We start from the raw sequence: 20,875 nt of genomic DNA, 5'->3' as shown, positions 1-20,875 counted from the left end.
GCGGACGCTTCCTTCGTTCCCGTTTCCGGGCCCTCCGGGCGCTTCCTTCGTTTCCGACTCTATCAGATCTTTCCGACCCGATTTCCTCGGTGCTTTCCGGTCCCTTTTGCTTTCGCTCCGGGCCCTTCCGGCGTTTCCGACTCTATCAGATCCTTTCGGTGTCTGATTCCCGGTCAGCGGGATTCGCCTTCCCGGCTGTTGGGCCGTTCCGACGAGTGAGACTTTAGCGGATTCCCTGCTCCCGATGCGAATCGGGGGCTGCGTCCGGACTTCGAACGCGGATTCCTCATTTCGCAAAAACACACGGAAAGCAGAAGGGCGCGACGAATCGCGGCCGTCAGGCTCGGTGGTTCTTGCGGAATCGCTGTCCGGGGCCGACCGGAGTCGGTGCTCACGTCGGACAACTCGGAGAACACTACGGATCGGTCAATCCCGTGTCAACCCTCGTCCTGGGGCGTACGCTCTCCCCATGACTACGCATGCGCACACCACCCAGTGGTGGGCCGCCTGACGGCGGCCCGTACTCACGCATGCAGACGGCCGCCGCCTCGGCGGCCGTTCGCGTATCCCCCTCCGGGAGCCGGGCCGTCGGGCCGGCGCAGGACGGAGAAGGAGCGGAACGCGATGACGAGGATCTTCAGCGGGATCAAGCCGACCGGGCATCTGACCCTGGGCAACTACCTCGGGGCCGTACGGCGGTGGGTCGAGGTGGACCAGCACCGGGGCGAGGCGCTGTTCAGCGTGGTCGATCTGCACGCGCTGACCGTGGACCACGATCCGGCGCGGGTGCGCAGGCTCAGTCGGCAGGCGGCGACGCTGCTGCTGGCGGCGGGGCTCGATCCGGAGGTCTGCACGCTGTTCGTGCAGAGCCACGTGGACGAGCACGCCCGGCTGTCGTACCTGCTGGAGTGCACGGCCACCGACGGCGAGCTGCGGCGGATGATCCAGTACAAGGAGAAGAGCGTGCGGGCGCGGGACGCCGGGCAGGGGGTGCGGCTCTCGCTGCTCACCTATCCCGTGCTGATGGCCGCGGACATCCTGGCCCACGGGGCCGAGGAGGTGCCGGTCGGCGAGGACCAGACGCAGCACGTCGAGCTGACGCGGGACCTGGCGATGCGGTTCAACCAGCGCTACGGGCACACGTTCACCGTGCCGCGGGCGACGCGGCCGGCGGTGGCGGCGCGGGTGATGGACCTCCAGGCCCCCCTGTCGAAGATGGGGAAGTCGCACGAGAACGGGGCGGGGATCGTCTATCTGCTGGACGACGCGGAGACCGTGCGGCGGAAGGTCGTGCGGGCCGTGACCGACAGCGGGCGGGAGGTCGTCTACGACCGGGACGCCAAACCGGGGCTCGCGAATCTGCTCGATCTGATGGCGGCGGCGACGAATGGGAACCCGGAGGAGCTGGCCGGTGTATACGAGTCGTACGGGCAGTTGAAGAAGGACACGGCGGACGCGGTCGTCGAGCTGCTGCGGCCGGTGCGGGAGCGGCATGCCGAGCTCGCGGCGGATCCGGGGTTCGTGGACCGGGTGCTGAGGGAGGGGGCGGAGCGGGCCCGGGCGACGGCCCGGCCGCTGGTGGATCGGGCCTACCGGGCGATCGGGCTGTTGCCCGCCGCGTGACGGAAGGCGCTGCGGTAGTCGCGCGGGCTGGTGGCGAGGTGCGAGGCGAAGTGCTGGCGCATCGTGACCTCGCTGCCGAAGCCCGCGCGGCGGGCCACTTCGGGGAGGGGATGGTCGGTGAGTTCGAGGAGTTTCCGGGCGGCGGCGATCCGCTGGGTGATGAGCCAGTGGAGCGGGGTGGTGCCGGTGGTGGCCTGGAAGTGGCGGGCGAAGGAGCGGGGGGACATGCCGGCGCGGGCCGCGAGGCTCGCGACGGTGTGGGGCCGGTCGAGATGGGCGAGCGCGTGGGCGCGTACGGCGGCGAGCGCGTCGGCGTCGCGGTCGGTCCTGGGGGTGGGGCGCTCGATGAACTGGGCCTGGTTTCCGGTGCGGAAGGGGGCGGTGACCATCGAGCGGGCGACGGTGGCGGCGGCCTCGGCCCCGTGGGCCGTGCGGACCAGGTGGAGACAGAGATCGATGCCGGCGGCGGTACCGGCCGAGGTCCAGATGCCGGTGTCCTCGATGTGGAGCGCCTCGGGTTCGACGCGGACCTTCGGGTGGCGGGCGGCGAGGGTCTCGGCGAGCCGCCAGTGGGTGACCGCGCGGCGGCCGTCGAGCAGCCCGGCGCGGGCGAGGACGAAGGCGCCGGCGCAGAGGGCGGCGACGGGGGTGCCGGCGGTGTGGGCGCGGCGGAGGGCGTCGAGGACGGGGGCCGGGACGTCGGTGTCGGGGTCCTCGATGCCGGGGACGAGGACGAGGTCGGTGGGGGTGAGGGCGTCGATCCAGCCGAGGGGGCGGTCGGGGGTGAGGCCGAGTCCGCCGCTGAGGGTGATCGGGGTGGCCGGGTCGGCGGCGGTGCGGCGGAGCTCGAAGGCGGGGACGCCGTGGGCGCTGCGGTCGGTGCCCCAGACCTCGGTGACGACGGAGACGTCGAAGGCGCGGATGCCGGGGAAGGAGAGGAGGGCGATGCGCTGAGGGGCTGCCATGGGGTGGCAGTAAACCATCGATCGCCGGCTTCCGGGCCTCTGGGGCGCGGGGCCGGGCGGGACCAGGATCGTGGTCATGGAGATCGAGGAGAACGCGGCGCTGATCGTGGTCGACGTGCAGAAGGGCTTCGAGGACCCGTCCTGGGGTCGTCGGGACAACCCGGGGGCGGAGGGGAACATGGCCGCTCTGATCGACCGGTGGCAGGAGACGGGGCGGCCGGTGGTGTTCGTGCGGCACGACTCGGTGCAGCAGGGTTCGCCGCTGCGGCCGGGGGCGGAGGGCAACGGGTTCAAGGACTTCGTCGAGGGGCGGCGGGGCGGGGGCGCCGGGCCCGAGGTGCTGGTGACGAAGACGGTGAACTCCGCCTTCCACGGGGAGCCGGACCTGGACGCGTGGCTGAAGGGGGCGGGGGTCGGACAGGTGGTGATCGTCGGGATCCAGACGAACATGTGCAACGAGACGACGGCCCGGGTGGGCGGGAACCTCGGGTACGACGTGCTGTTCCCGGTGGACGCGATGCACACCTTCGACCTCGCGGGGCCGTTCGGCTGGTCGCGGACGGCGGAGGAGCTGACCCGGGCGACGGCGGTGTCGCTGCACGGCGGGGGGTTCGCCCGGGTCGTGACCACCGAGGAGGTGCTGGTGGCGGCCGGGTAGGGGTCAGCCGTTGCCGGAGGCCAGCTCGCGGCTGCGGTCGCGGGCGGCTTCCAGGGCGGCGATCAGGGCGGCGCGGACGCCGTGGTTCTCCAGCTCGCGGATGGCGCTGATGGTGGTGCCGGCGGGGGAGGTGACGGCCTCGCGGAGCTTGACGGGGTGCTCGCCGCTGTCGCGGAGCATCACGGCGGCGCCGATGGCGGCCTGGACGATGAGGTCGTGGGCCTGGGCGCGCGGCAGGCCGAGCAGGATGCCCGCGTCGGTCATGGCTTCGACGAGGAAGTAGAAGTACGCCGGCCCGGAGCCGGAGAGGGCGGTGGCCGCGTCCTGCTGGGACTCGGGGACGCGGAGCGTCTTGCCGACGCCGCCGAAGATCTCCTCGGTGTGGGCGAGGTGGGCGGGGGTGGCATGGCTGCCGCCGGAGATCACGGACATGCCCTCGTCGACGAGGACGGGGGTGTTGGGCATGACGCGGACGACGGGGGTGCCGGGGCTGAGGCGCTCCTCGATGAAGGAGGTGGGGATGCCGGCGGCAGCGCTGATGACGAGGCGGTCGGCGGCGACGTGGGGGCCGAGCTCGTCGAGGAGGCGGCCCATGTCCTGGGGCTTGACGGCCAGGATGAGGGTGTCGGCGCGCTTGGCGGCCTCGGCGTTGGTGACGGTCTCGACGCCGTAGCGGTCGCGGAGTTCCTCGGCGCGCTCGCTGCGGCGGGTGGTGACGAGGAGGTGCGCGGGGCGCCAGCCGGCTCGGATCATGCCGCTGAGGAGGGCTTCACCGATCTTGCCGGTTCCGAGGACTGCGACGGTCTGGGTCATGGCTCTGTTCACCTCGCCGGAGGGGGTACGTGCCGTCATCCTCGCACCGGCGGAGCGGTCGGTGCGTGGGGTGTCCGAGGGCCGGTCACGTGGTGCGGCGGCGGAGGGTGGCGGCGCCGAGGGCGAGGACGAGGACGGCGCACCCGGCGACGACGAGGGCGTCGCGGACGAAGGCGCCGGTGACGTCGGGGTGGCGGAGGACCTCGTTCATGCCGTCGACGGCGTAGGACATGGGCAGGACGTTCGAGATCGCCTCCAGGGCGGGGGCCATGTTCTCGCGCGGGGTGAAGAGGCCGCAGAGGAGGAGCTGGGGGAAGATCACGGCCGGCATGAACTGGACGGCCTGGAACTCGGAGGCGGCGAAGGCGGAGACGAAGAGGCCGAGGGCGGTGCCGAGGAGGGCGTCGAGGAGGGCGACCAGGAGGAGGAGCCAGGGGGAGCCGACGACGTCGAGGCCGAGGAGGCCGACGGCGAGGCCGGTGGCGAGGACGGACTGGACGACGGCGACGAGGCCGAAGGCGAGGGCATAGCCGGCGATGAGGTCGGCCTTGCCCAGGGGCATCGCGAGGAGGCGTTCGAGGGTGCCGGAGGTGCGTTCGCGGAGGGTGGCGATGGAGGTCACCAGGAACATGGTGATGAGGGGGAAGATCCCGAGCAGGGAGGCGCCGATGGTGTCGAAGGTGCCGGGGCTGCCGTCGAAGACGTAGCGGAGCAGGAAGAGCATCGCGCAGGGGACGAGGAGCATCAGCGCGAGGGAGCGGGGGTCGTGGCGGAGCTGGCGCAGGACGCGGGCGGCCGTGGCGAGGGTGCGTGCGGGCGTCATGGGCGGGGCTCCTCGGGGGAGGCGTGGGCGGCGGTGTCGACCAGGTGGAGGAAGGCCTCTTCGACGGTGGTGGTGCCGCTCTGCCGGCGGAGGGCTTCGGGAGTGCCTTCGGCGAGGATCGCGCCCTCGCGCATGAGGAGGAGGCGGTGGCAGCGCTCGGCTTCGTCCATGACGTGGGAGGAGACGAGGAGGGTGGTGCCGCGGTCGGCGGCGAGCCGGTGGAAGAGGTCCCAGAGGTCGCGGCGGAGGACGGGGTCGAGGCCGACGGTGGGTTCGTCGAGGACGAGCAGGTCGGGGGTGCCGAGGAGGGCGACGGCGAGGGAGACGCGGCTGCGCTGGCCGCCGGAGAGGCGTCCGGCGAGGGCGTCCGCGTGGTCGGTGAGGTCGACGTCGGCGAGGGCCCGGTCGACGGCGGCGGCACGGCCGGCGCGGTGGGCGCGGCCGGGGAGGAGGACCGCGGCGAAGTAGTCGAGGTTCTGCCGGACGGTGAGGTCGTCGTAGACGGAGGGGGCCTGGGTGACGTAGCCGATGCGGGGGCGGAGGCCGGGGTGGCCGGCGGGGCTGCCGAGGACGGTGAGGGTGCCGGTGACCTTGGCCTGGGTGGCGACGACGGCGCGCATGAGGGTGGTCTTGCCGCAGCCGGAGGGGCCGAGGAGGCCGGTGACGCGGCCCGCGGGGAGGGTGAAGTCCAAGCCGCGCAGGACGGTGCGGTCGCCGCGTACGGCGGTGAGGGCGCGGGCGGTGACGGCGGGGGCCGGGTCGGGGGGTTCGGGCTCGCCGGGGCGGTCGCCGGGCTCCCCGGATTCGTAATTCATCATGTGATGAATAGTGGGGACGGAAAAGCCCCCGCGTCAAGGACCGCGGGGGCTCGGGAAGGGCCGTCCGGACGCGCCGGGCCGGGGCTCAGGAGCGCTTGGGCTTCTTGCGGGCGGCCGGATTGCCGGTCCGGGAGCCACGCCGCTTCTCGTGGCGGGCGCGGGCCGTCTCGTACTCGGCGCGGCGGAGCTTCTCGCCGGGGGCCTCCAGGAGGCAGCGCAGGGCGTAGGCGAGGAGCACGCCGATGAAGCCGATCGCCTTGAGGCTCTTCAGGGAGTCCTCGCGGGCCTGGTCGGCGGGGCGGCGGCCGAAGCCCTCCCAGGTCTTGGTGAAGGCGATGGCCGAGCAGACCGCGAACATCAGGATGACCAGGGTGTTCACGATGCCGCCGACGGCCGCGACCTGGAGCCCCTGGTAGGCGAAGCGGAGGACGAAGGCGCCGGCGGCGGCCGCGGCGAGCGCGCCGGCGGCGAGGCCGGCGCGCCGCAGTCCGTAGTGGGCGCCGTGGTCGACCCAGGTCGTCCCGAAGAAACGGATCTCCTCGGGCTGGGGTCCGCTCGTACCGGTTCCGGGGGTCTGCTTGTCCTCGCTCACGAGGTCGATTATCCCCGGTGCGGCGCCCGGAGCGGCGAGGCGAAGGTCCTCAGCCGCAGCGCGGCGCGACGTAGTCGTCGCTGCCGGTCCGGACGTAGGCGTCGGAGACGTACTGCCCCGGCGCGATGCTGTCCCAGATGCGGGTGGTGCCGTACGGTCCGGAGACCCACTCGCCCGACTTCTGGCAGTGGATCGGGACGGTCACGCCCTCGGCGAGCACCTTGACCACCGGATACTGCGTGCTCGGACCGGAGCGGACGTTGACCCGGTACCCCGGCGCGACCGCGTAGTACTTCACCGCCATGATGTCTCCCCCTGGCTTCACTCTGTGCGACGCGCGCAGGCTAGCAAGCTCCTCCGCCCTCACGGGGACCATCGACTAGGCTCCTCGCGTCGCGCACGCGCGCGCGGCCGACAGCGGAACCACACGGGGGTGGGAGATGCCGCCGTTGAACAGCACCGACGCCGACAGGGGCGCCGGCGGTCCCGAGTACGCCGGGGAGTACCGGCTCCAGGCCGTGCTCGGCGCGGGCGGCATGGGCGTCGTCCACCTGGCCGCCTCGCCCTCCGGGCTCCGGCTCGCGGTGAAGGTGGTGCACGCGCGCTACGCGGAGGATCCCGACTTCCGGGCCCGGTTCCGGCAGGAGGTGGCCGCCGCCCGCCGGGTCAGCGGCGCCTTCACCGCCCCCGTCGTGGACGCCGACCCGGACGCCGAGCGTCCCTGGATGGCCACCCTCTACGTCCCCGGCCCCACCCTCGCCGACCAGGTCCGCCACCGCGGCCCCCTCTCCCCCGCCGAGCTGCGCCGGCTGACCGCCGGCCTCGCGGAGGCGCTGCGCGACATCCACCGCGCCGGAGTGGTCCACCGGGACCTCAAGCCCAGCAACGTGCTCCTCACCGACTCCGGGCCCAAGGTCATCGACTTCGGGATCTCCCGGCCGGTCGACAGCGACCTGCGCACCGAGACCGGGAAGCTGATCGGCTCACCGCCCTTCATGGCGCCCGAGCAGTTCCAGCGGCCGCGCGAGGTCGGGCCGTCCGCCGACGTCTTCGCGCTGGGCTCGGTCCTGGTGCACGCGGCCACCGGTCACGGCCCCTTCGACTCGGACAGCCCCTACATCGTGGCCTACCAGGTGGTCCACGACGAGCCGGACCTCACCGGGGTGCCCGCCGAGCTCGCGCCGCTGGTCGCGCGCTGCCTGGCGAAGGAACCGGCCGAGCGGCCCACCCCCGCCGAGATCATGGCGGCCCTCCTCCCGCCCTCCTACGAGGCCGAGGCGTTCATACCGTCCCAGCGGCGCCGGCCCGCGCTGCCCGCCGACCCCTTCGCGCCGGGCGGCCGCGTCCCCACCGGGGTCACCGGCGAGCCCGGGCCCGGCGACACCACGACCCGGCCGGCCGTCCCCGCCCCGCCCGCGCCCCGCCGGCGCTCCCGGCTCGCCCCGCGGCTGACGGTCTCCGCCGCGGTCGTGCTGGTCCTCGCCGGCGCCGGGGCCTACGCGGCGCTGCGCCCGCCGGCCCGGCCCCCGGCCGAGCCTCCCGCCCACCCCGCCGAGGTGGCGACCTCCTTCGACGGCTGGCAGTCCCGGCTCCAGCAGTACGGCCAGTCCGTCGCGCCCGCCTGCGTCCACGACACCGGCTCGCTCTACTGCTCGGCCCGGGGCGTGACGCTCGCCCGTCTCGACCCGGTCACCGGCGAGGTGCTGTGGAAGCGGAGCGGGCCGGTCGACTCCGAGCCGCCGGACCCGCCCGTGCCGCTGGCCGGCGGGACGGACCGGCTGATCGGCGCGGCGCCGAAGATCGGACCGCTGCGCGCCTACGCCGCCGAGGGCGGGACGCCCGGCTGGACCGCGCGGAGCGACGTGCCCGAGACCTACCGCCCGGCGGGCCGGGTGGTGGTCCTCTCCGACGGGCGCGGCGCGCTCCGGGCGCTCGACGCGCGGACCGGGGCGCGGCGGTGGGCCCACCGCCTGCCCGGCTTCGACGCGCCGGTGCTCGGCGCGTACGACGCCCCGACGGGGCTGGTGACCGTCTCCGAGACGGCGGCGGACGGGCGGAGCAGTCGGATCGGGGCGGTCCTCCCGGCGACGGGCGAGGTCGTGTGGAGCCGGGTGGTGCCGGGGGACGTCTCTCCGATGGGCCGCACGGGCGACGGGACGCTGGTGCTCGCCTCGCGCTACCAGGGCGACCTGGTCGACGCGCTGGTGCTGCTCGCCCCGGGCGACCCCGACGATCCGGGCAGCGGGCCGGACGCCGGTTCGCAGCGGCGGATCGAGATCCAGGAGCGGATGCAGGTCAACGGCGTGGTGGTGCGGGGCTCGGTCGCGTACCTGCTCTCCCTGGACGGGCGGCTGCTCGCGGTCGACACGGGCACGGAGAAGGGGAGCCGGCTGTGGGACCTGGAGACGGGTGCCACGAACGTCTCGGTGCCGGTGCTCGGCCCCGACGACCGGCTCTACCTCTCCGCGGCGGACGGGCGGCTCTTCGCCGTGGACACCGCGCGCGGCGCGGTCGTCGGGCAGACCCGGCCCCGGCTGCGGAACGGGCGGCTCGGGTACGCGACGCAGGTGCCGGCGCCGCTGGTCGCCGGGAACCGGGTGTTCGGGACGGCTCCGGACGGCTCGGTCTTCGCGGTGGACGCGCGCGTGGCCGAGTCCTGGTAGTCGTACGTCCTCCGCGCACGCCGTCCGCGCCGCTTTCCGCGCCGCTTTCCGCGCCGTCTTCCGCGCGCGGGAGACGTGCCCGCGAAGCGCGCCCGGGAAGCGTGGCCGGAAGGCGTGCGCGGAAGGCGTGCGCGTCCTCCGGGCGCGACGCGCGCGGGGGCGCGGATCATCCGATCCGCGCCCCCGCGCGTGTGCCGGGCGGCGCCGTCCCCCGGGGGGCGGCATCCGTGTCAGCCGAGCTTCGACACGTCCCGGACCGCGCCCTTGTCGGCGCTGGTCGCCATCGCCGCGTAGGCGCGCAGGGCGGCCGACACCTTGCGCTGGCGGTTCTTCGGCGCGTAGACGCCGCCGAGCGCCTCGCGGCGGGCGGCGAGGGTCTCGTCGTCGACGAGCAGCTCGATCGAGCGGTTCGGGATGTCGATGCGGATCCGGTCGCCGTCCTCGACGAGGGCGATGGTGCCGCCCGAGGCCGCCTCCGGGGAGGCGTGGCCGATGGAGAGGCCCGAGGTGCCGCCGGAGAAGCGGCCGTCGGTCACCAGCGCACAGGTCTTGCCGAGGCCGCGGCCCTTGAGGAAGGAGGTCGGGTAGAGCATCTCCTGCATGCCGGGACCGCCCTTGGGGCCCTCGTACCGGATGACGACCACGTCGCCGTCCTTGACCTGCTTGTTGAGGATCTTCTCGACGGCCTCCTCCTGCGACTCGCAGACGACGGCCGGGCCCTCGAAGGTCCAGATCGACTCGTCGACGCCGGCGGTCTTCACCACGCAGCCGTCGACGGCGATGTTGCCGCGCAGGACGGCGAGGCCGCCGTCCTTGGAGTAGGCGTGGGCCGCGTCGCGGATGCAGCCGCCGGCCGCGTCCAGGTCGAGGGTCTCCCAGCGCTCGGACTGGGAGAAGGCCTCCGCGGAGCGGACGCAGCCGGGAGCCGCGTGGAACAGCTCGACGGCCTCGTCGGTGGGCGAGCCGCCGCGCACGTCCCAGGCCTCCAGCCACTCCTTCACGGAGCGGGAGTGGACCGCGTGGACGTCCTCGTTGAGCAGCCCGGCGCGGTACAGCTCGCCGAGGATGGCGGGGATGCCGCCGGCCCGGTGGACGTCCTCCATGTAGTACGTGCCGCGCGGGGCGACGTTCGGGGCGACCTTGGCCAGGCAGGGGACGCGGCGGGAGACCTCGTTCATGTCCGACAGGCCGTAGTCGAGCTCGGCCTCCTGGGCGGCGGCGAGCAGGTGGAGGATCGTGTTGGTCGAGCCGCCCATGGCGATGTCGAGCGCCATGGCGTTCTCGAAGGCCGCGCGGGTGGCGATGGAGCGCGGCAGGACCGAGGCGTCGTCCTCGTCGTAGTACCGGCGGGTGATCTCGACGACCGTGCGGGCCGCGTTCTCGTACAGGGCGCGGCGGCCGGTGTGGGTGGCGAGCATCGAGCCGTTGCCGGGGAGGGAGAGGCCGATGGCCTCGGTCAGGCAGTTCATCGAGTTGGCGGTGAACATGCCGGAACACGAGCCGCAGGTCGGGCAGGCGTTCTCCTCGATGCGGAGGATGTCCTCGTCCGAGATCTGGTCGTTCACGGCGTCGGAGATCGCGTCGACCAGGTCGAGCGTGCGGACCGTGCCGTCGACGAGCGTGGCGCGGCCGGACTCCATCGGGCCGCCGGAGACGAAGACCGTCGGGATGTTGAGGCGCAGGGCCGCGTTCAGCATGCCGGGGGTGATCTTGTCGCAGTTGGAGATGCAGATCAGGGCGTCGGCGCAGTGCGCCTCGACCATGTACTCCACGCTGTCGGCGATCAGGTCGCGGGAGGGCAGGCTGTAGAGCATGCCGCCGTGGCCCATGGCGATGCCGTCGTCGACGGCGATGGTGTTGAACTCGCGCGCGATGCCGCCGGCGGCCGTGATGGCCTCGGAGACGATCCGGCCGACCGGCTGGAGGTGGGTGTGGCCGGGGACGAACTCGGTGAAGGAGTTCGCCACGGCGATGATCGGCTTCCGCCCGATGTCCGCGCCCGGTACACCGGAGGCGCGCATAAGGGCGCGGGCGCCCGCCATGTTGCGGCCGTGGGTGACTGTGCGGGACCTCAGCTCGGGCATCGTCGCTCGCTCCTCGTGATGGGTGTGCTTCCTTCGAGCGTACGCCGCCGCTCCAAGATCTGGACAGGGTGTCCGGAATGCGGGACGAGTGTTCAGGCTTCGGTCAGATGGCGGCGTTCAGGCTTCGGTCAGATAGCGCTGGAGGGTCGGGGCCACCTCGGCGACGATCTGCTCCGGGTCCGCGGAGGCGAGCGGCTCGACCCGGATCACGTACCGCAGGATCACGATCCCGATCATCTGCGAGGCCGCGAGCTCGGCGCGGAACCTCGGGTCCGGCACCGCCAGGCCGGCGGCGATCCGCTCCAGGAGCCGGCGCAGCACGAAGGTCCGCAGCACCGTCGCCGCGGCCTCGTGGGTCACCGCCGAGCGGATGACGGCGAGCAGCGGGGCGCGGGTCGCCGGGTTCTCCCACACGCCGATGAAGAAGCGGGCGAGGCGCTCGCCGACCTCCTCGCGCGGGCCGTCGAGGATGGCGGGGACGACCAGGGCGGGCTCGAAGGAGACCTCGATCGCCGCCGCGAAGACCTCGTCCTTGGTCCCGAAGTAGTGGTGCACGAGCGCGGGGTCGACACCGGCGGCCTCGGCGATGCCGCGGACCGAGGTCTTGTCGTAGCCGCGCTCGGCGAACCGGGTCCGGGCCGCCGCGAGGATCCGCTCGCGCGCGCCGGGGCCGGTGCCGTCGGCGGAGGCGCGCGCGGGGCGGCCGCGGCGCCGGGGGGACTCCCCGCTCACGCGCGCGTGCCCCGGGCCGCCGAGGCGAGGTGGAGCCGGGTGAAGGCGAGCGCCTCGGCGAGGTCGGCCTCCCGTTCGGCGGCGGACATCGCGCGCCGGGTGTTGACCTCGATGACGACGTGTCCGTCGAAGCCGGTCACGGCCAGCCGCTCCAGGAGCTCGGCGCACGGCTGGGTGCCGCGGCCCGGCACCAGGTGCTCGTCCTTGGCGGAGCCGCGCCCGTCGGCGAGGTGGACGTGGCCGAGCCGGTCGCCCATGCGGTCGACCATCGCGAGGGTGTCCGTGCGGGCGGTCGCGGTGTGCGAGAGGTCGATCGTGAAGTGCCGGTAGTCGTCCTTGGTGACGTCCCACTCGGGGGCGTACGCGAGCATCTCGCGGTCCTTGTACCGCCAGGGGTACATGTTCTCGACGGCGAAGCGGACGTCGGTCTCGTCGGCCATCCGCCAGATGCCGGAGACGAAGTCGCGGGCGTACTGGCGCTGCCAGCGGAAGGGCGGGTGGACGACGACGGTGGACGCGCCGAGCTTCTCGGCGGCCGTCCGGGCGCGCCGGAGCTTGACCCAGGGGTCGGTGGACCAGACGCGCTGGGTGATGAGCAGGCAGGGGGCGTGGACGGCGAGGATCGGCACCTGGTGGTGGTCGGAGAGCCGGCGCAGGGCCTCGATGTCCTGGCTGACCGGGTCGGTCCACACCATGACCTCGACGCCGTCGTAGCCGAGGCGCGCGGCGACCTCGAAGGCCGTCGCCGTTGACTCCGGATAGACCGAGGCCGTCGACAGGGCGACCTTCGCATCCGGGACGCGCACCGCTGGTTCTGCCACGACAGACAGGGTACGGGGCGCACCTGGGCGCGGGAGGGTGGTTCCGGTCACCCCCCGCACGCCGCCGGCACGGCCCGCACGCTCCCCCGGCACGGGCTCCCTAGGCCCCCGGTACGGGCTCCGCACCCCCCCGACACGGGCTCCATACGCCCCCGGTACGGGCTCCGCACCCCCCGACACGGGCTCCGTATGCTCCCCGGCATGGGCTCCGTACGCCCCCGGTGTGCGGGCGCGGGGCCGGCGGGGGCTGCCGGTCAGGTGCCGGCCAGGAGCTCCGGGAGGTGGTCGAGGCGGCGGAGGATCACGCCCTCGCGCAGGGCCCAGGGGCAGATCTCCAGCCGCTCCACGCCGAGCAGGTCCATCGCGCCCTCGGCGACGAGGGCGCCGGCGAGGAGCTGGGCGGCGCGGTTCTCGGAGACGCCGGGCAGGGTGGCGCGCTCGCCGCCGGACATGGCCGCGAGCCGCGGCACCCACTCCTCCAGGGAGGCGCGGGTCAGGAGCCGCTCGACGTACAGGCCCTCGCCGGAGCCGGGTGCGCCGGCGATCCGGGCGAGCTGCTTGAAGGTCTTGGAGGTGGCGACGACGTGGTCGGGCCGGCCGAAGCGGCTGAACTCGCCGACCGTCCGCGCGATCTGGGCGCGGACGTGGCGGCGGAGCGCCTTGACGTCCTCCGTGTCGGGCGGGTCCCCGGGCAGCCAGCCGGCGGTGAGCCGGCCGGCGCCGAGCGGCAGCGAGACGGCGGCGTCGGGGTCCTCGTCGATGCCGTACGCGACCTCCAGGGAGCCGCCGCCGATGTCGAGGAGGAGGAGCTTGCCGGCGGACCAGCCGAACCAGCGGCGGGCGGCGAGGAAGGTGAGCCGGGCCTCCTCCCCGCCGGTGAGGACCTGGAGGTCGACGCCGGTCTCGTCCTTGACCCGGGCGAGGACCTCGTCGGCGTTGGTGGCCTCGCGGACGGCGGAGGTCGCGAAGGGCAGGACCTCCTCGCAGCCCTTGTCCTCGGCGGCATGCAGGGCGTCCCTGACGGTCGCGATGAGCCGCTCGACGCCGTCGGGCGCGATCGCTCCGCGCGCGTCGAGGAGTTCGGCGAGCCGCAGGTCCGCCTTGTGGGAGTGGGCGGGCAGCGGACGGGCGCCGGGGTGGGCGTCCACCACGAGCAGGTGCACAGTGTTCGAACCGACGTCGAGGACTCCGAGTCTCATGGCGGAAACGCTACTGCGCCCGCCCGCATACGCTTGGCGTTGTGCCAAAGACGAAAAAGGCGAAGCCGGGCAAAGACAGTGCCGCCGGCGGCGACGAGGCCGCGCACGACGTGCGGGACGTGAAGTACGCGCGCGACGTGGAGGGCGCGAAACCGCCCGTCAGGGGCGTGACGAAGCAGCGCAAGGGCGCGGAGCCGGACGAGCAGGGGCTCGACTTCCCGCGCGCGTGGGTCGAGTTCGCTGATCCGGCCGACGAGGAACAGGTCTTCCGCTGCGACCTGACCTGGCTGACCTCCCGGTGGACCTGCGTCTTCGGGAGCGGCTGCCAGGGCATCCAGGCGGGCCGGGCGGCGGACGGCTGCTGCACCCTGGGCGCCCACTTCTCCGACGAGGACGACGAGAAGCGGGTCGCGGAGCACGTGGCGAAGCTGACGCCGGAGCTGTGGCAGTTCCACGACGTGGGCAGCGAGACCGGCTGGACGCAGGTCGACGAGGACGGCGACCGGCAGACCCGCCGCTGGAAGGGCTCGTGCATCTTCCAGAACCGGCCGGGCTTCGCCGGCGGCGCCGGCTGCTCGCTGCACATCCTGGCGCTGCGCGAGGGGCGGGAGCCGCTGGAGACGAAGCCGGACGTGTGCTGGCAGCTGCCGGTGCGCCGGACGTACGACTGGATCGACCGGCCCGACGACACGCGCGTGCTCCAGGTGTCGATCGGCGAGTACGACCGGCGGGGCTGGGGCCCGGGCGGTCACGACCTGCACTGGTGGTGCACCTCGGCGACCTCGGCGCACGGCGGCGGGGAGCCGGTCTACGTCTCGTACCGGCCGGAGCTGATCGAGATGATGGGCAAGGAGGCCTACGACGTGCTGGTCGGGCTCTGCGAGGCGCGGCTCGCCTCGTCGCTGCCGATGGTGGCACCGCACCCGGCGGACCCGAAGCGGTAGCCCCTCCCGCTCAGGAGGACGGCTGCGGGGCGGGCTCGTCCGTGGCCGGCGGGGTCGTGGGCTCCGTCGTCGCGGGCGGGGTCGTGGGCTCCTCGGTCGGCGGCGGCGTCGTCGGCTGCTCGGTGGTGGGCGGCGGGGTCGTGGGCTCCGTCGTCGCGGGCGGGGTCGTGGGCTCCTCGGTCGGCGGCGGCGTCGTCGGCTCCGTGGGCGTCGGGCCGGTCGGCTCGGGGTCGGCCGGCCCGCCGGTGGTGGGCGGCGCGGTCGGCGGCGTCGTGGGCTCCGTGGTGACCGGCGGGGGCGGGATCACCCGGTCGTCGATCGGGACGACGGGCCCCTGGCCGCTGATCCGCAGGACCGCCCCGGTGGGGTCGACGCCGATCCGCGCGCTCCAGGGGCCGCGCGGCTCCCGGGCGCGGTCGACGCGGACGGCGACGGTGACGCTCTCGCCCGGGCCCAGGGTGCCGGCGGCCCGGGTGACGTACAGCCAGGGCGCGTCGGTCCACAGGGACCAGTCGACCGGGGTGCCGCCCTCTCCGGTGAGGGTGATCAGGGTGACGTCGCCGAGGCAGCGCGCGGTGACGTCGATCCAGCCGGGCGCCGGGTCCCCGGGCCGCGCGGGGGCGGCCTGCCCGGCGGGCCTGGCCGGGCTGACGACCTCGACGGAGACGTCCGGGGAGCGGCCCCCCGGGGCGGAGCGGGGGCCTGGGGTCGTACGGGCGTTGCCGGCGTTCTCGTACCGGTCGTTGGGGTGTCCGCCGGCGCCCGCCCCGTCCCCCCGCTCGCCGGCGCTGACCCGGGAGTCGTCCCGGCCCGCCTCGGCGCCCGCGGGGACGCCCCGGTACGAGGTCCACAGGGCGAGCACCGGGGCCGCGACGACCGCGGCGACCACGGTGGTGGTCACCGCGCGGGCCCGCATCCGGTCGCGGCGGGCGACGAGGTCCTTGGGGTCGATCGGGAAGCCGGTCGGGGCGAAGCGGGGGGCGCCGGCACGCGCGCGTGGGACGTGCCGCATCGCCATGTAGGCGGCGGCCCGGGGCGCCTCGACGAGCGGCAGCCGGTCCGGCACGGCGCGCGGCCCGCCGCCGGGCCACGGGGCGGTGGCGCCGACCCGCTCGGCGGTGCGGCGGCAGACCGGGCAGTCGTCGACGTGCCGGACGAGTTCGGCGCGGAGGGCGGCCGAGAGGATCAGCTGCCGGTCGCCGGTGAGGAGCCGGGCCACGGTGGGGCAGCTGCCGGTGGAGACGACGGCGAGCGCGGCCCGGGTGCGCTCGACCTCGCAGCCGGCGGTGGCGAGCAGTTCGCGGGCGGCCTGCGGGTCGAGGGCGAGGACGGCGGCGACCTGCCGTGCGCTCAGGCCGTGCCGGACGGCGAGTTCGAGGGCCTCGCGCTGCTCGGGGGTGGTGCCGGCGGCCTCGGGCCAGGCGAGGGTGGCGAGCTCGGCGCGGCGGCGGTCGGCGGTCTCGGCGGAGACCGCCGCCGGCGCGGGCGGGGTCGCCGCGGGCCGGCCGGTGTGCGCGCCCTGGCGCCTTCGGCGGCGCTCGCCGAGGCTGCGCAGGCAGGCCCATCGGGCCAGCGCGTACAGCCAGGCGGTGCGGCCCTCCTCGTCGGAGGGGCAGCGGCCGTGGTGGCGCTCGGCCGCGGCCAGGACGTCGCCGAGGACGGCGGTGGCGGTGTCGTGGTCGCAGAGGACCGACAGGCAGTACGTGAAGAGCCCGTCGAGGGCGGCCTCGTAACGGGCGGGAGGGCGCTGGCCGAGCGCGCGCGGGCCCTGCTGCGGGCCGCGGCGCGCCCGATGGGCGCCCGGCGTGCGGGAGGAATCCAGCCTGCTGCTCGTCACTGGGCGACCGTAGGCGCGCAGGGGGGCACTCTTCATACCGGATCCGCGGTTCTCAGCCTTACGGGTGAAGCCATCACTCGAAAGGGGACAGGAGGAGGGCGCTCGGCTGCCGTGGCGGCGGTCTGTCCACAGGTCGTGGACGGTCCGTCCACAGGTCGGGAGCGGAAGGCGGTCCGCTGTCGGTGGCGGCGGCTACGGTGTGGGGCATGGCTGCCCGTACGAAATCCGCCAAGGACCGTCCGTCCTACCGCTGCACCGAGTGCGGCTGGCAGACGGCGAAGTGGCTCGGCCGCTGCCCCGAGTGCCAGGCGTGGGGGACGGTCGAGGAGTACGGCGCGCCCGCCGTCCGGACCACCGCCGCGGGGCGGGTCTCCACCTCCGCGCTGCCCATCGCCCAGGTCGACGGGCGGCAGGCGACCGCCCGCACCACCGGGGTCGCCGAGCTGGACCGGGTCCTCGGCGGCGGGCTGGTCCCGGGGGCGGTCGTGCTGCTCGCCGGGGAGCCGGGCGTCGGCAAGTCCACGCTGCTCCTCGACGTCGCCGCCAAGGCCGCCAGCGAGCAGCACCGCACGCTGTACGTGACGGGCGAGGAGTCCGCGAGCCAGGTCCGGCTCCGCGCGGACCGGATCGACGCGCTCAGCGACCACCTGTACCTGGCGGCCGAGACCGACCTGTCGGCGGTGCTCGGGCACCTGGACGAGGTGAAGCCCTCCCTGCTGATCCTGGACTCGGTGCAGACGGTCGCCTCGCCGGAGATCGACGGCGCCCCCGGGGGCATGGCGCAGGTCCGCGAGGTCGCGGGCGCGCTGATCCGGGCCTCCAAGGAGCGCGGGATGTCCACGCTGCTCGTCGGGCACGTGACGAAGGACGGGGCGATCGCGGGACCGCGCCTCCTGGAGCACCTGGTCGACGTCGTGCTGCACTTCGAGGGCGACCGGCACGCGCGCCTGCGGCTGGTCCGGGGCGTGAAGAACCGGTACGGGGCGACGGACGAGGTCGGCTGCTTCGAGCTGCACGACGAGGGGATCACCGGTCTCGCCGACCCGTCGGGGCTCTTCCTGACCCGTCGTGACGTGGCCGTGCCGGGGACCTGCCTCACGGTCACCCTGGAGGGCCGGCGGCCGCTCGTCGCCGAGGTGCAGGCGCTGACCGTGGACTCGCAGATCCCGTCCCCGCGCCGGACCACCTCCGGCCTGGAGACCTCCCGGGTGTCGATGATGCTGGCGGTGCTGGAGCAGCGGGGCCGGATCAGCGCGCTGGGCAAGCGGGACATCTACAGCGCCACCGTGGGCGGGGTGAAGCTCTCCGAGCCGGCCGCCGACCTGGCCATCGCGCTCGCCCTGGCCTCCGCCGCGAGCGACACCCCGCTGCCGAAGAACCTGGTCGCGATCGGCGAGGTCGGCCTCGCGGGCGAGGTGCGGCGGGTCACCGGCGTCCAGCGGCGCCTCGCCGAGGCGCACCGCCTGGGCTTCACCCACGCGCTGGTCCCCGGGGACCCGGGGAAGGTCCCGGCCGGCATGAAGGTGACAGAGGTGGCGAACGTGGGCGACGCCCTGCGGGTCCTGCCGCAGGGCCGCCGCGCGTCCCGGAAGACGGAGGAGCCCGGGGAGTGATCCGGGCCTCCCGGCCGGGAGGGATCCGGCCGGCAGCCCGGAGACCGCCGGGGGGCGACGTGGCGGGTGACCGGGGGCCGGCCGGGGAGGGCACGGCGGCTGACCGGCGACTGAGCGCGGGAGGTCCCGGGGCGGTGCGGTGGGGACCGGGGGTCGCCCGGCGGGCGGCGCGGCGGTGGAGCGGGTACTCCGGTGGGGTTCCGGAGGGGTAGGCGCGCGGCCGAACGGGTAGGGCGGATCGCGACCGGGCCGCCCCGGCGGGTGCCCGTCCGGAGCACCCCGGACCGGCGTGCGGCCCAGGGCCGCGGGGTGGTGTCGCTAGACTTTGCCCTGGTCTCGCCCATCCGTACGAGCCGGAGGAGTGCAGTGGCAGCCAAGGACGGGGCAGCAGCTCCCGGAAAGTCCGGCGCGGGCTCCGGCAACGAAGCGCTGATGCGCGCGGCCCTGAGCGCCGTCGCGCCCGGCACCGCCCTGCGCGACGGCCTGGAGCGGATCCTCCGCGGCAACACCGGTGGGCTGATCGTCCTCGGCATGGACAAGACGGTCGACTCGATGTGCACCGGCGGCTTCGTGATCGACGTCGAGTTCGCCGCGACGCGCCTGCGCGAGCTGTGCAAGCTCGACGGGGCGATCGTCCTCGACAAGGACATCACCAAGATCCACCGGGCCGGTGTGCAGCTGGTCCCGGACGCCTCCATCCCCACCGAGGAGACCGGCACCCGCCACCGCACCGCGGACCGGGTCTCCAAGCAGTGCAACTTCCCCGTCGTCTCCGTCTCCCAGTCGATGCGCCTGATCGCGCTGTACGTGAACGGCGAGCGGCGGGTCCTGGAGGAGTCGGCGGCGATCCTGTCCCGGGCCAACCAGGCGCTCGCGACCCTGGAGCGGTACAAGCTCCGTCTCGACGAGGTGGCCGGCACGCTCTCCGCACTGGAGATCGAGGACCTGGTGACCGTCCGGGACGTCACGGCGGTGGCCCAGCGCCTGGAGATGGTCCGCCGGATCGCCACCGAGATCGCGGAGTACGTCGTCGAGCTCGGCACCGACGGCCGGCTCCTCTCGCTCCAGCTCGACGAGCTGATCGCGGGCGTGGAGCCGGAGCGCGAGCTGGTGATCCGGGACTACGTGCCCGAGCCGACGGCGAAGCGCTCCCGCACGGTCGCGGAGGCGCTGACCGAGCTGGACGCGCTCTCGCACACCGAGCTCCTCGAACTGCCCGTCGTCGCCCGCGCCCTCGGCTACAGCGGCTCCCCCGAGACCCTCGACTCGGCGGTCTCGCCCCGCGGCTACCGGCTGCTGGCCAAGGTGCCGCGGCTGCCCGGCGCGATCATCGAGCGGCTGGTGGAGCACTTCGGCGGGCTGCAGAAGCTGCTCGCGGCGAGCGTGGACGACCTCCAGACCGTGGACGGCGTCGGCGAGGCGCGGGCCCGCAGCGTCCGCGAGGGCCTGTCGCGGCTGGCGGAGTCGTCGATCCTGGAGCGGTACGTCTGACCGACGGCCGCGACGGTGACCTGAGCCGGGCCAGGGCCGGGACCCGGACCGGGGGCGGGGCCAGGGCCGGAATCGTGACCCGGACCGCGGCCGGAAGCCGGACGGGGCGAGCCCGGGACCGGTCCCGCCGCGCTCAGTCCTTGGCCAGGGCGAAGGGGGCCGCGACCGGCCGGGAGCCCGCCACGGTCGCCTCGACCAGGTAGTTGCCCGGCGCGGCCTCGCCCGCGGGGGCGGTGGCGCACCGCGGGGCGCTGCGGCGGAGGTCCCACTCCACGGTGTGGGTGATCGTGGTGCGCGCGGGGACCTTCAGCAGCACCGGGTCGCCGGGGCGCGGGCAGTCGTCGGAGGCCCACAGCCGGTCGCTCTGCGGCGTTCCGATGATCTTGAGGACGGCGGTGCGGGGGCCGAGGTCGGCCTTGCAGTCGGTGTCCGAGGTGTTCTTGACGGCGAGGTGGAAGCGGGGCTTCTCGCCGGGCTCGTAGGTGAGCTTGGCGCTGCTCAGCGCCAACTCCAGCGACGCCAAGGGGCAGTTCGGGAGCGGGGATCCGGCCGGGACGCGCCGGCCCGCGCCGCCGTCGCCCGCGCCGTCGGTGTCGCCGTTCTTGCCCCCCGCGCCGGATCCGGCCGGGCCGGAGCCGTCGCCGGTGCCCGCGTCCGTACCGGCTCCGGATCCGGCGTCGGAGCCGGAGCCCGAGCCCGGGCCGTCGCCCGTACCGGACTCGCCCGCGTCGCCGGAGTCGCCCGACTCGTCGCGACCGCCCGGCTGTTGGCTGATGGCCGGTCCGGTGCCGGCCGGACCGGGGGTGATGGAGGGCGCGGGGGCCGAGCCGTTGGCCGCGTCGTTCGCCTTCTTGCCGCCGCCGTCACCGGAGGCGAGGACCCACAGGGCCAGCAGGGCGAGGAGTGCGATCAGGCACAGCGCGACCGCCCTCCGTCGCCAGTAGATGGTGGAGGGAAGCGGCCCGACCGGATTGCGCAAAGATCCCACGACCGAACCTTACGAGAGATCCGGCCCAACTCCCGCCCCACCCGCCGCCCTAGAGCCCAAGTTTTGCCGATGATCACATCCTCGGAGAACGGGAACTCCTCCCGGGGCGGCCGGAAATCGCCTCCAATCCGGCCATCCCCCACTTTCGTCAGGGGTCGGATCGTTCCTCTGCCCGGGGCACGAGGGTGCGGATTCCGGTTAGCGTCATGCA

17 protein-coding genes and 1 pseudogene are annotated in these 20,875 nt (G+C 74.4%); 6 read left to right on the top strand and 12 right to left on the bottom strand.

Translation table 11 applies throughout. The annotated features are described in order from the left end of the window. The first annotated feature begins 624 nt into the window (after positions 1–624). Positions 625–1,623 (top strand): tryptophan--tRNA ligase, encoded by a 999-nt coding sequence (trpS, locus tag IE287_RS13480; RefSeq protein ID WP_189849224.1) that lies wholly within the window; start codon positions 625–627, stop codon positions 1,621–1,623. Here trpS and IE287_RS13475 read toward each other — a convergent pair. Further along, positions 1,590–2,588: a GlxA family transcriptional regulator gene (locus IE287_RS13475; RefSeq protein ID WP_189849223.1), complete on the bottom strand. Its 999-nt coding sequence runs from the start codon at positions 2,586–2,588 to the stop codon at positions 1,590–1,592. The genes trpS and IE287_RS13475 overlap by 34 nt on opposite strands. 76 nt (positions 2,589–2,664) lie before the next feature. On the opposite strand from IE287_RS13475, the gene IE287_RS13470 reads away from it, so the two are divergent. Next, positions 2,665–3,246: a cysteine hydrolase family protein gene (locus IE287_RS13470; RefSeq protein WP_189849222.1), complete on the top strand. Its 582-nt coding sequence runs from the start codon at positions 2,665–2,667 to the stop codon at positions 3,244–3,246. A 3-nt stretch (positions 3,247–3,249) separates the two neighbouring features. Here IE287_RS13470 and proC read toward each other — a convergent pair whose 3' ends face one another. The 5 genes and pseudogenes from proC to IE287_RS13445 form a co-directional block, all read right to left on the bottom strand. Then, positions 3,250–4,059, bottom strand: a complete 810-nt coding sequence (gene proC, locus IE287_RS13465) for a pyrroline-5-carboxylate reductase (RefSeq protein WP_189849221.1) — start codon at positions 4,057–4,059, stop codon at positions 3,250–3,252. Between the two features lie 85 nt (positions 4,060–4,144). Beyond that, positions 4,145–4,882 (bottom strand): ABC transporter permease, encoded by a 738-nt coding sequence (locus tag IE287_RS13460; RefSeq protein ID WP_189849220.1) that lies wholly within the window; start codon positions 4,880–4,882, stop codon positions 4,145–4,147. Then, complete coding sequence (locus tag IE287_RS13455) at positions 4,879–5,700, bottom strand: ABC transporter ATP-binding protein (RefSeq protein ID WP_189849219.1); 822 nt, start codon at positions 5,698–5,700, stop codon at positions 4,879–4,881. The genes IE287_RS13460 and IE287_RS13455 overlap by 4 nt, the downstream gene beginning before the upstream one ends. Before the next feature lie 85 nt (positions 5,701–5,785). Next, a complete protein-coding gene (locus tag IE287_RS13450; RefSeq protein WP_189849218.1) occupies positions 5,786–6,292 on the bottom strand; it encodes a hypothetical protein in 507 nt (168 codons plus the stop codon). A gap of 49 nt (positions 6,293–6,341) precedes the next feature. Next, positions 6,342–6,584, bottom strand: a pseudogene (locus IE287_RS13445) (SH3 domain-containing protein); the annotation flags it as partial. 148 nt (positions 6,585–6,732) lie between these two features. Here IE287_RS13445 and IE287_RS13440 point away from each other — a divergent pair. Then, entirely contained in the window at positions 6,733–8,955 is a 2,223-nt protein-coding gene (locus IE287_RS13440; RefSeq protein WP_189849216.1) for a serine/threonine-protein kinase, read from the top strand. 230 nt (positions 8,956–9,185) lie between these two features. Here the strand turns inward: IE287_RS13440 and ilvD are convergent, their stop codons facing one another. The 4 genes from ilvD to IE287_RS13420 all read right to left on the bottom strand — a co-directional run bounded on the left by ilvD (position 9,186) and on the right by IE287_RS13420 (position 13,791). Then, complete coding sequence (ilvD, locus tag IE287_RS13435) at positions 9,186–11,039, bottom strand: dihydroxy-acid dehydratase (RefSeq protein ID WP_189849215.1); 1,854 nt, start codon at positions 11,037–11,039, stop codon at positions 9,186–9,188. A 117-nt stretch (positions 11,040–11,156) separates the two neighbouring features. Next, on the bottom strand, positions 11,157–11,771 hold the full coding sequence (locus tag IE287_RS13430; RefSeq protein ID WP_189849214.1) for a TetR/AcrR family transcriptional regulator: 615 nt from the start codon (positions 11,769–11,771) through the stop codon (positions 11,157–11,159). Beyond that, positions 11,768–12,592, bottom strand: coding sequence for a sugar phosphate isomerase/epimerase family protein (locus tag IE287_RS13425; protein WP_189849213.1), 825 nt, complete (start codon positions 12,590–12,592; stop codon positions 11,768–11,770). Before IE287_RS13425 ends, IE287_RS13430 begins: the two co-directional genes overlap by 4 nt. Positions 12,593–12,846: 254 nt before the next feature. After that, positions 12,847–13,791: a Ppx/GppA family phosphatase gene (locus tag IE287_RS13420; protein ID WP_189849212.1), complete on the bottom strand. Its 945-nt coding sequence runs from the start codon at positions 13,789–13,791 to the stop codon at positions 12,847–12,849. Positions 13,792–13,832: 41 nt separating this feature from the next. On the opposite strand from IE287_RS13420, the gene IE287_RS13415 reads away from it, so the two are divergent. Continuing rightward, the gene (locus tag IE287_RS13415) at positions 13,833–14,735 is read left to right on the top strand and encodes a DUF3109 family protein (protein WP_373307845.1); all 903 of its coding nucleotides are present in this window, start codon (positions 13,833–13,835) and stop codon (positions 14,733–14,735) included. 10 nt (positions 14,736–14,745) lie between these two features. Here IE287_RS13415 and IE287_RS13410 read toward each other — a convergent pair whose 3' ends face one another. Continuing rightward, a complete protein-coding gene (locus IE287_RS13410; protein WP_189849211.1) occupies positions 14,746–16,572 on the bottom strand; it encodes a sigma-70 family RNA polymerase sigma factor in 1,827 nt (608 codons plus the stop codon). Positions 16,573–16,778: 206 nt separating this feature from the next. Here IE287_RS13410 and radA point away from each other — a divergent pair, with 206 nt between their 5' ends. Further along, entirely contained in the window at positions 16,779–18,185 is a 1,407-nt protein-coding gene (radA, locus tag IE287_RS13405) for a DNA repair protein RadA (RefSeq protein ID WP_189849210.1), read from the top strand. A gap of 366 nt (positions 18,186–18,551) precedes the next feature. Next, positions 18,552–19,676, top strand: coding sequence for a DNA integrity scanning diadenylate cyclase DisA (disA, locus tag IE287_RS13400; RefSeq protein WP_189849209.1), 1,125 nt, complete (start codon positions 18,552–18,554; stop codon positions 19,674–19,676). Positions 19,677–19,809: 133 nt separating this feature from the next. Here disA and IE287_RS13395 read toward each other — a convergent pair whose 3' ends face one another. Beyond that, positions 19,810–20,664: a hypothetical protein gene (locus IE287_RS13395; protein ID WP_189849208.1), complete on the bottom strand. Its 855-nt coding sequence runs from the start codon at positions 20,662–20,664 to the stop codon at positions 19,810–19,812. Between the last annotated feature and the right edge of the window lie 211 nt (positions 20,665–20,875).

It is taken from the genome of Streptomyces omiyaensis, assembly GCF_014650895.1.
GTDB classification, from domain to species: Bacteria; Actinomycetota; Actinomycetes; order Streptomycetales; family Streptomycetaceae; genus Streptomyces; species Streptomyces omiyaensis.
Note: the sequence above shows the minus strand (reverse complement) of the source record. Positions and strands in the feature narration are given on the sequence as shown.

Coding starts and splice junctions, on each gene's coding strand:
- IE287_RS13470 (WP_189849222.1), top strand. CDS start 2,665: ATGGAGATCGAGGAGAACGCGGCGCTGATCGTGGTCGACGTGCAGAAG.
- IE287_RS13460 (WP_189849220.1), bottom strand. CDS start 4,882: ATGACGCCCGCACGCACCCTCGCCACGGCCGCCCGCGTCCTGCGCCAG.
- radA (WP_189849210.1), top strand. CDS start 16,779: ATGGCTGCCCGTACGAAATCCGCCAAGGACCGTCCGTCCTACCGCTGC.
- ilvD (WP_189849215.1), bottom strand. CDS start 11,039: ATGCCCGAGCTGAGGTCCCGCACAGTCACCCACGGCCGCAACATGGCG.
- proC (WP_189849221.1), bottom strand. CDS start 4,059: ATGACCCAGACCGTCGCAGTCCTCGGAACCGGCAAGATCGGTGAAGCC.
- IE287_RS13475 (WP_189849223.1), bottom strand. CDS start 2,588: ATGGCAGCCCCTCAGCGCATCGCCCTCCTCTCCTTCCCCGGCATCCGC.
- trpS (WP_189849224.1), top strand. CDS start 625: ATGACGAGGATCTTCAGCGGGATCAAGCCGACCGGGCATCTGACCCTG.
- IE287_RS13440 (WP_189849216.1), top strand. CDS start 6,733: ATGCCGCCGTTGAACAGCACCGACGCCGACAGGGGCGCCGGCGGTCCC.
- IE287_RS13455 (WP_189849219.1), bottom strand. CDS start 5,700: ATGATGAATTACGAATCCGGGGAGCCCGGCGACCGCCCCGGCGAGCCC.
- IE287_RS13420 (WP_189849212.1), bottom strand. CDS start 13,791: ATGAGACTCGGAGTCCTCGACGTCGGTTCGAACACTGTGCACCTGCTC.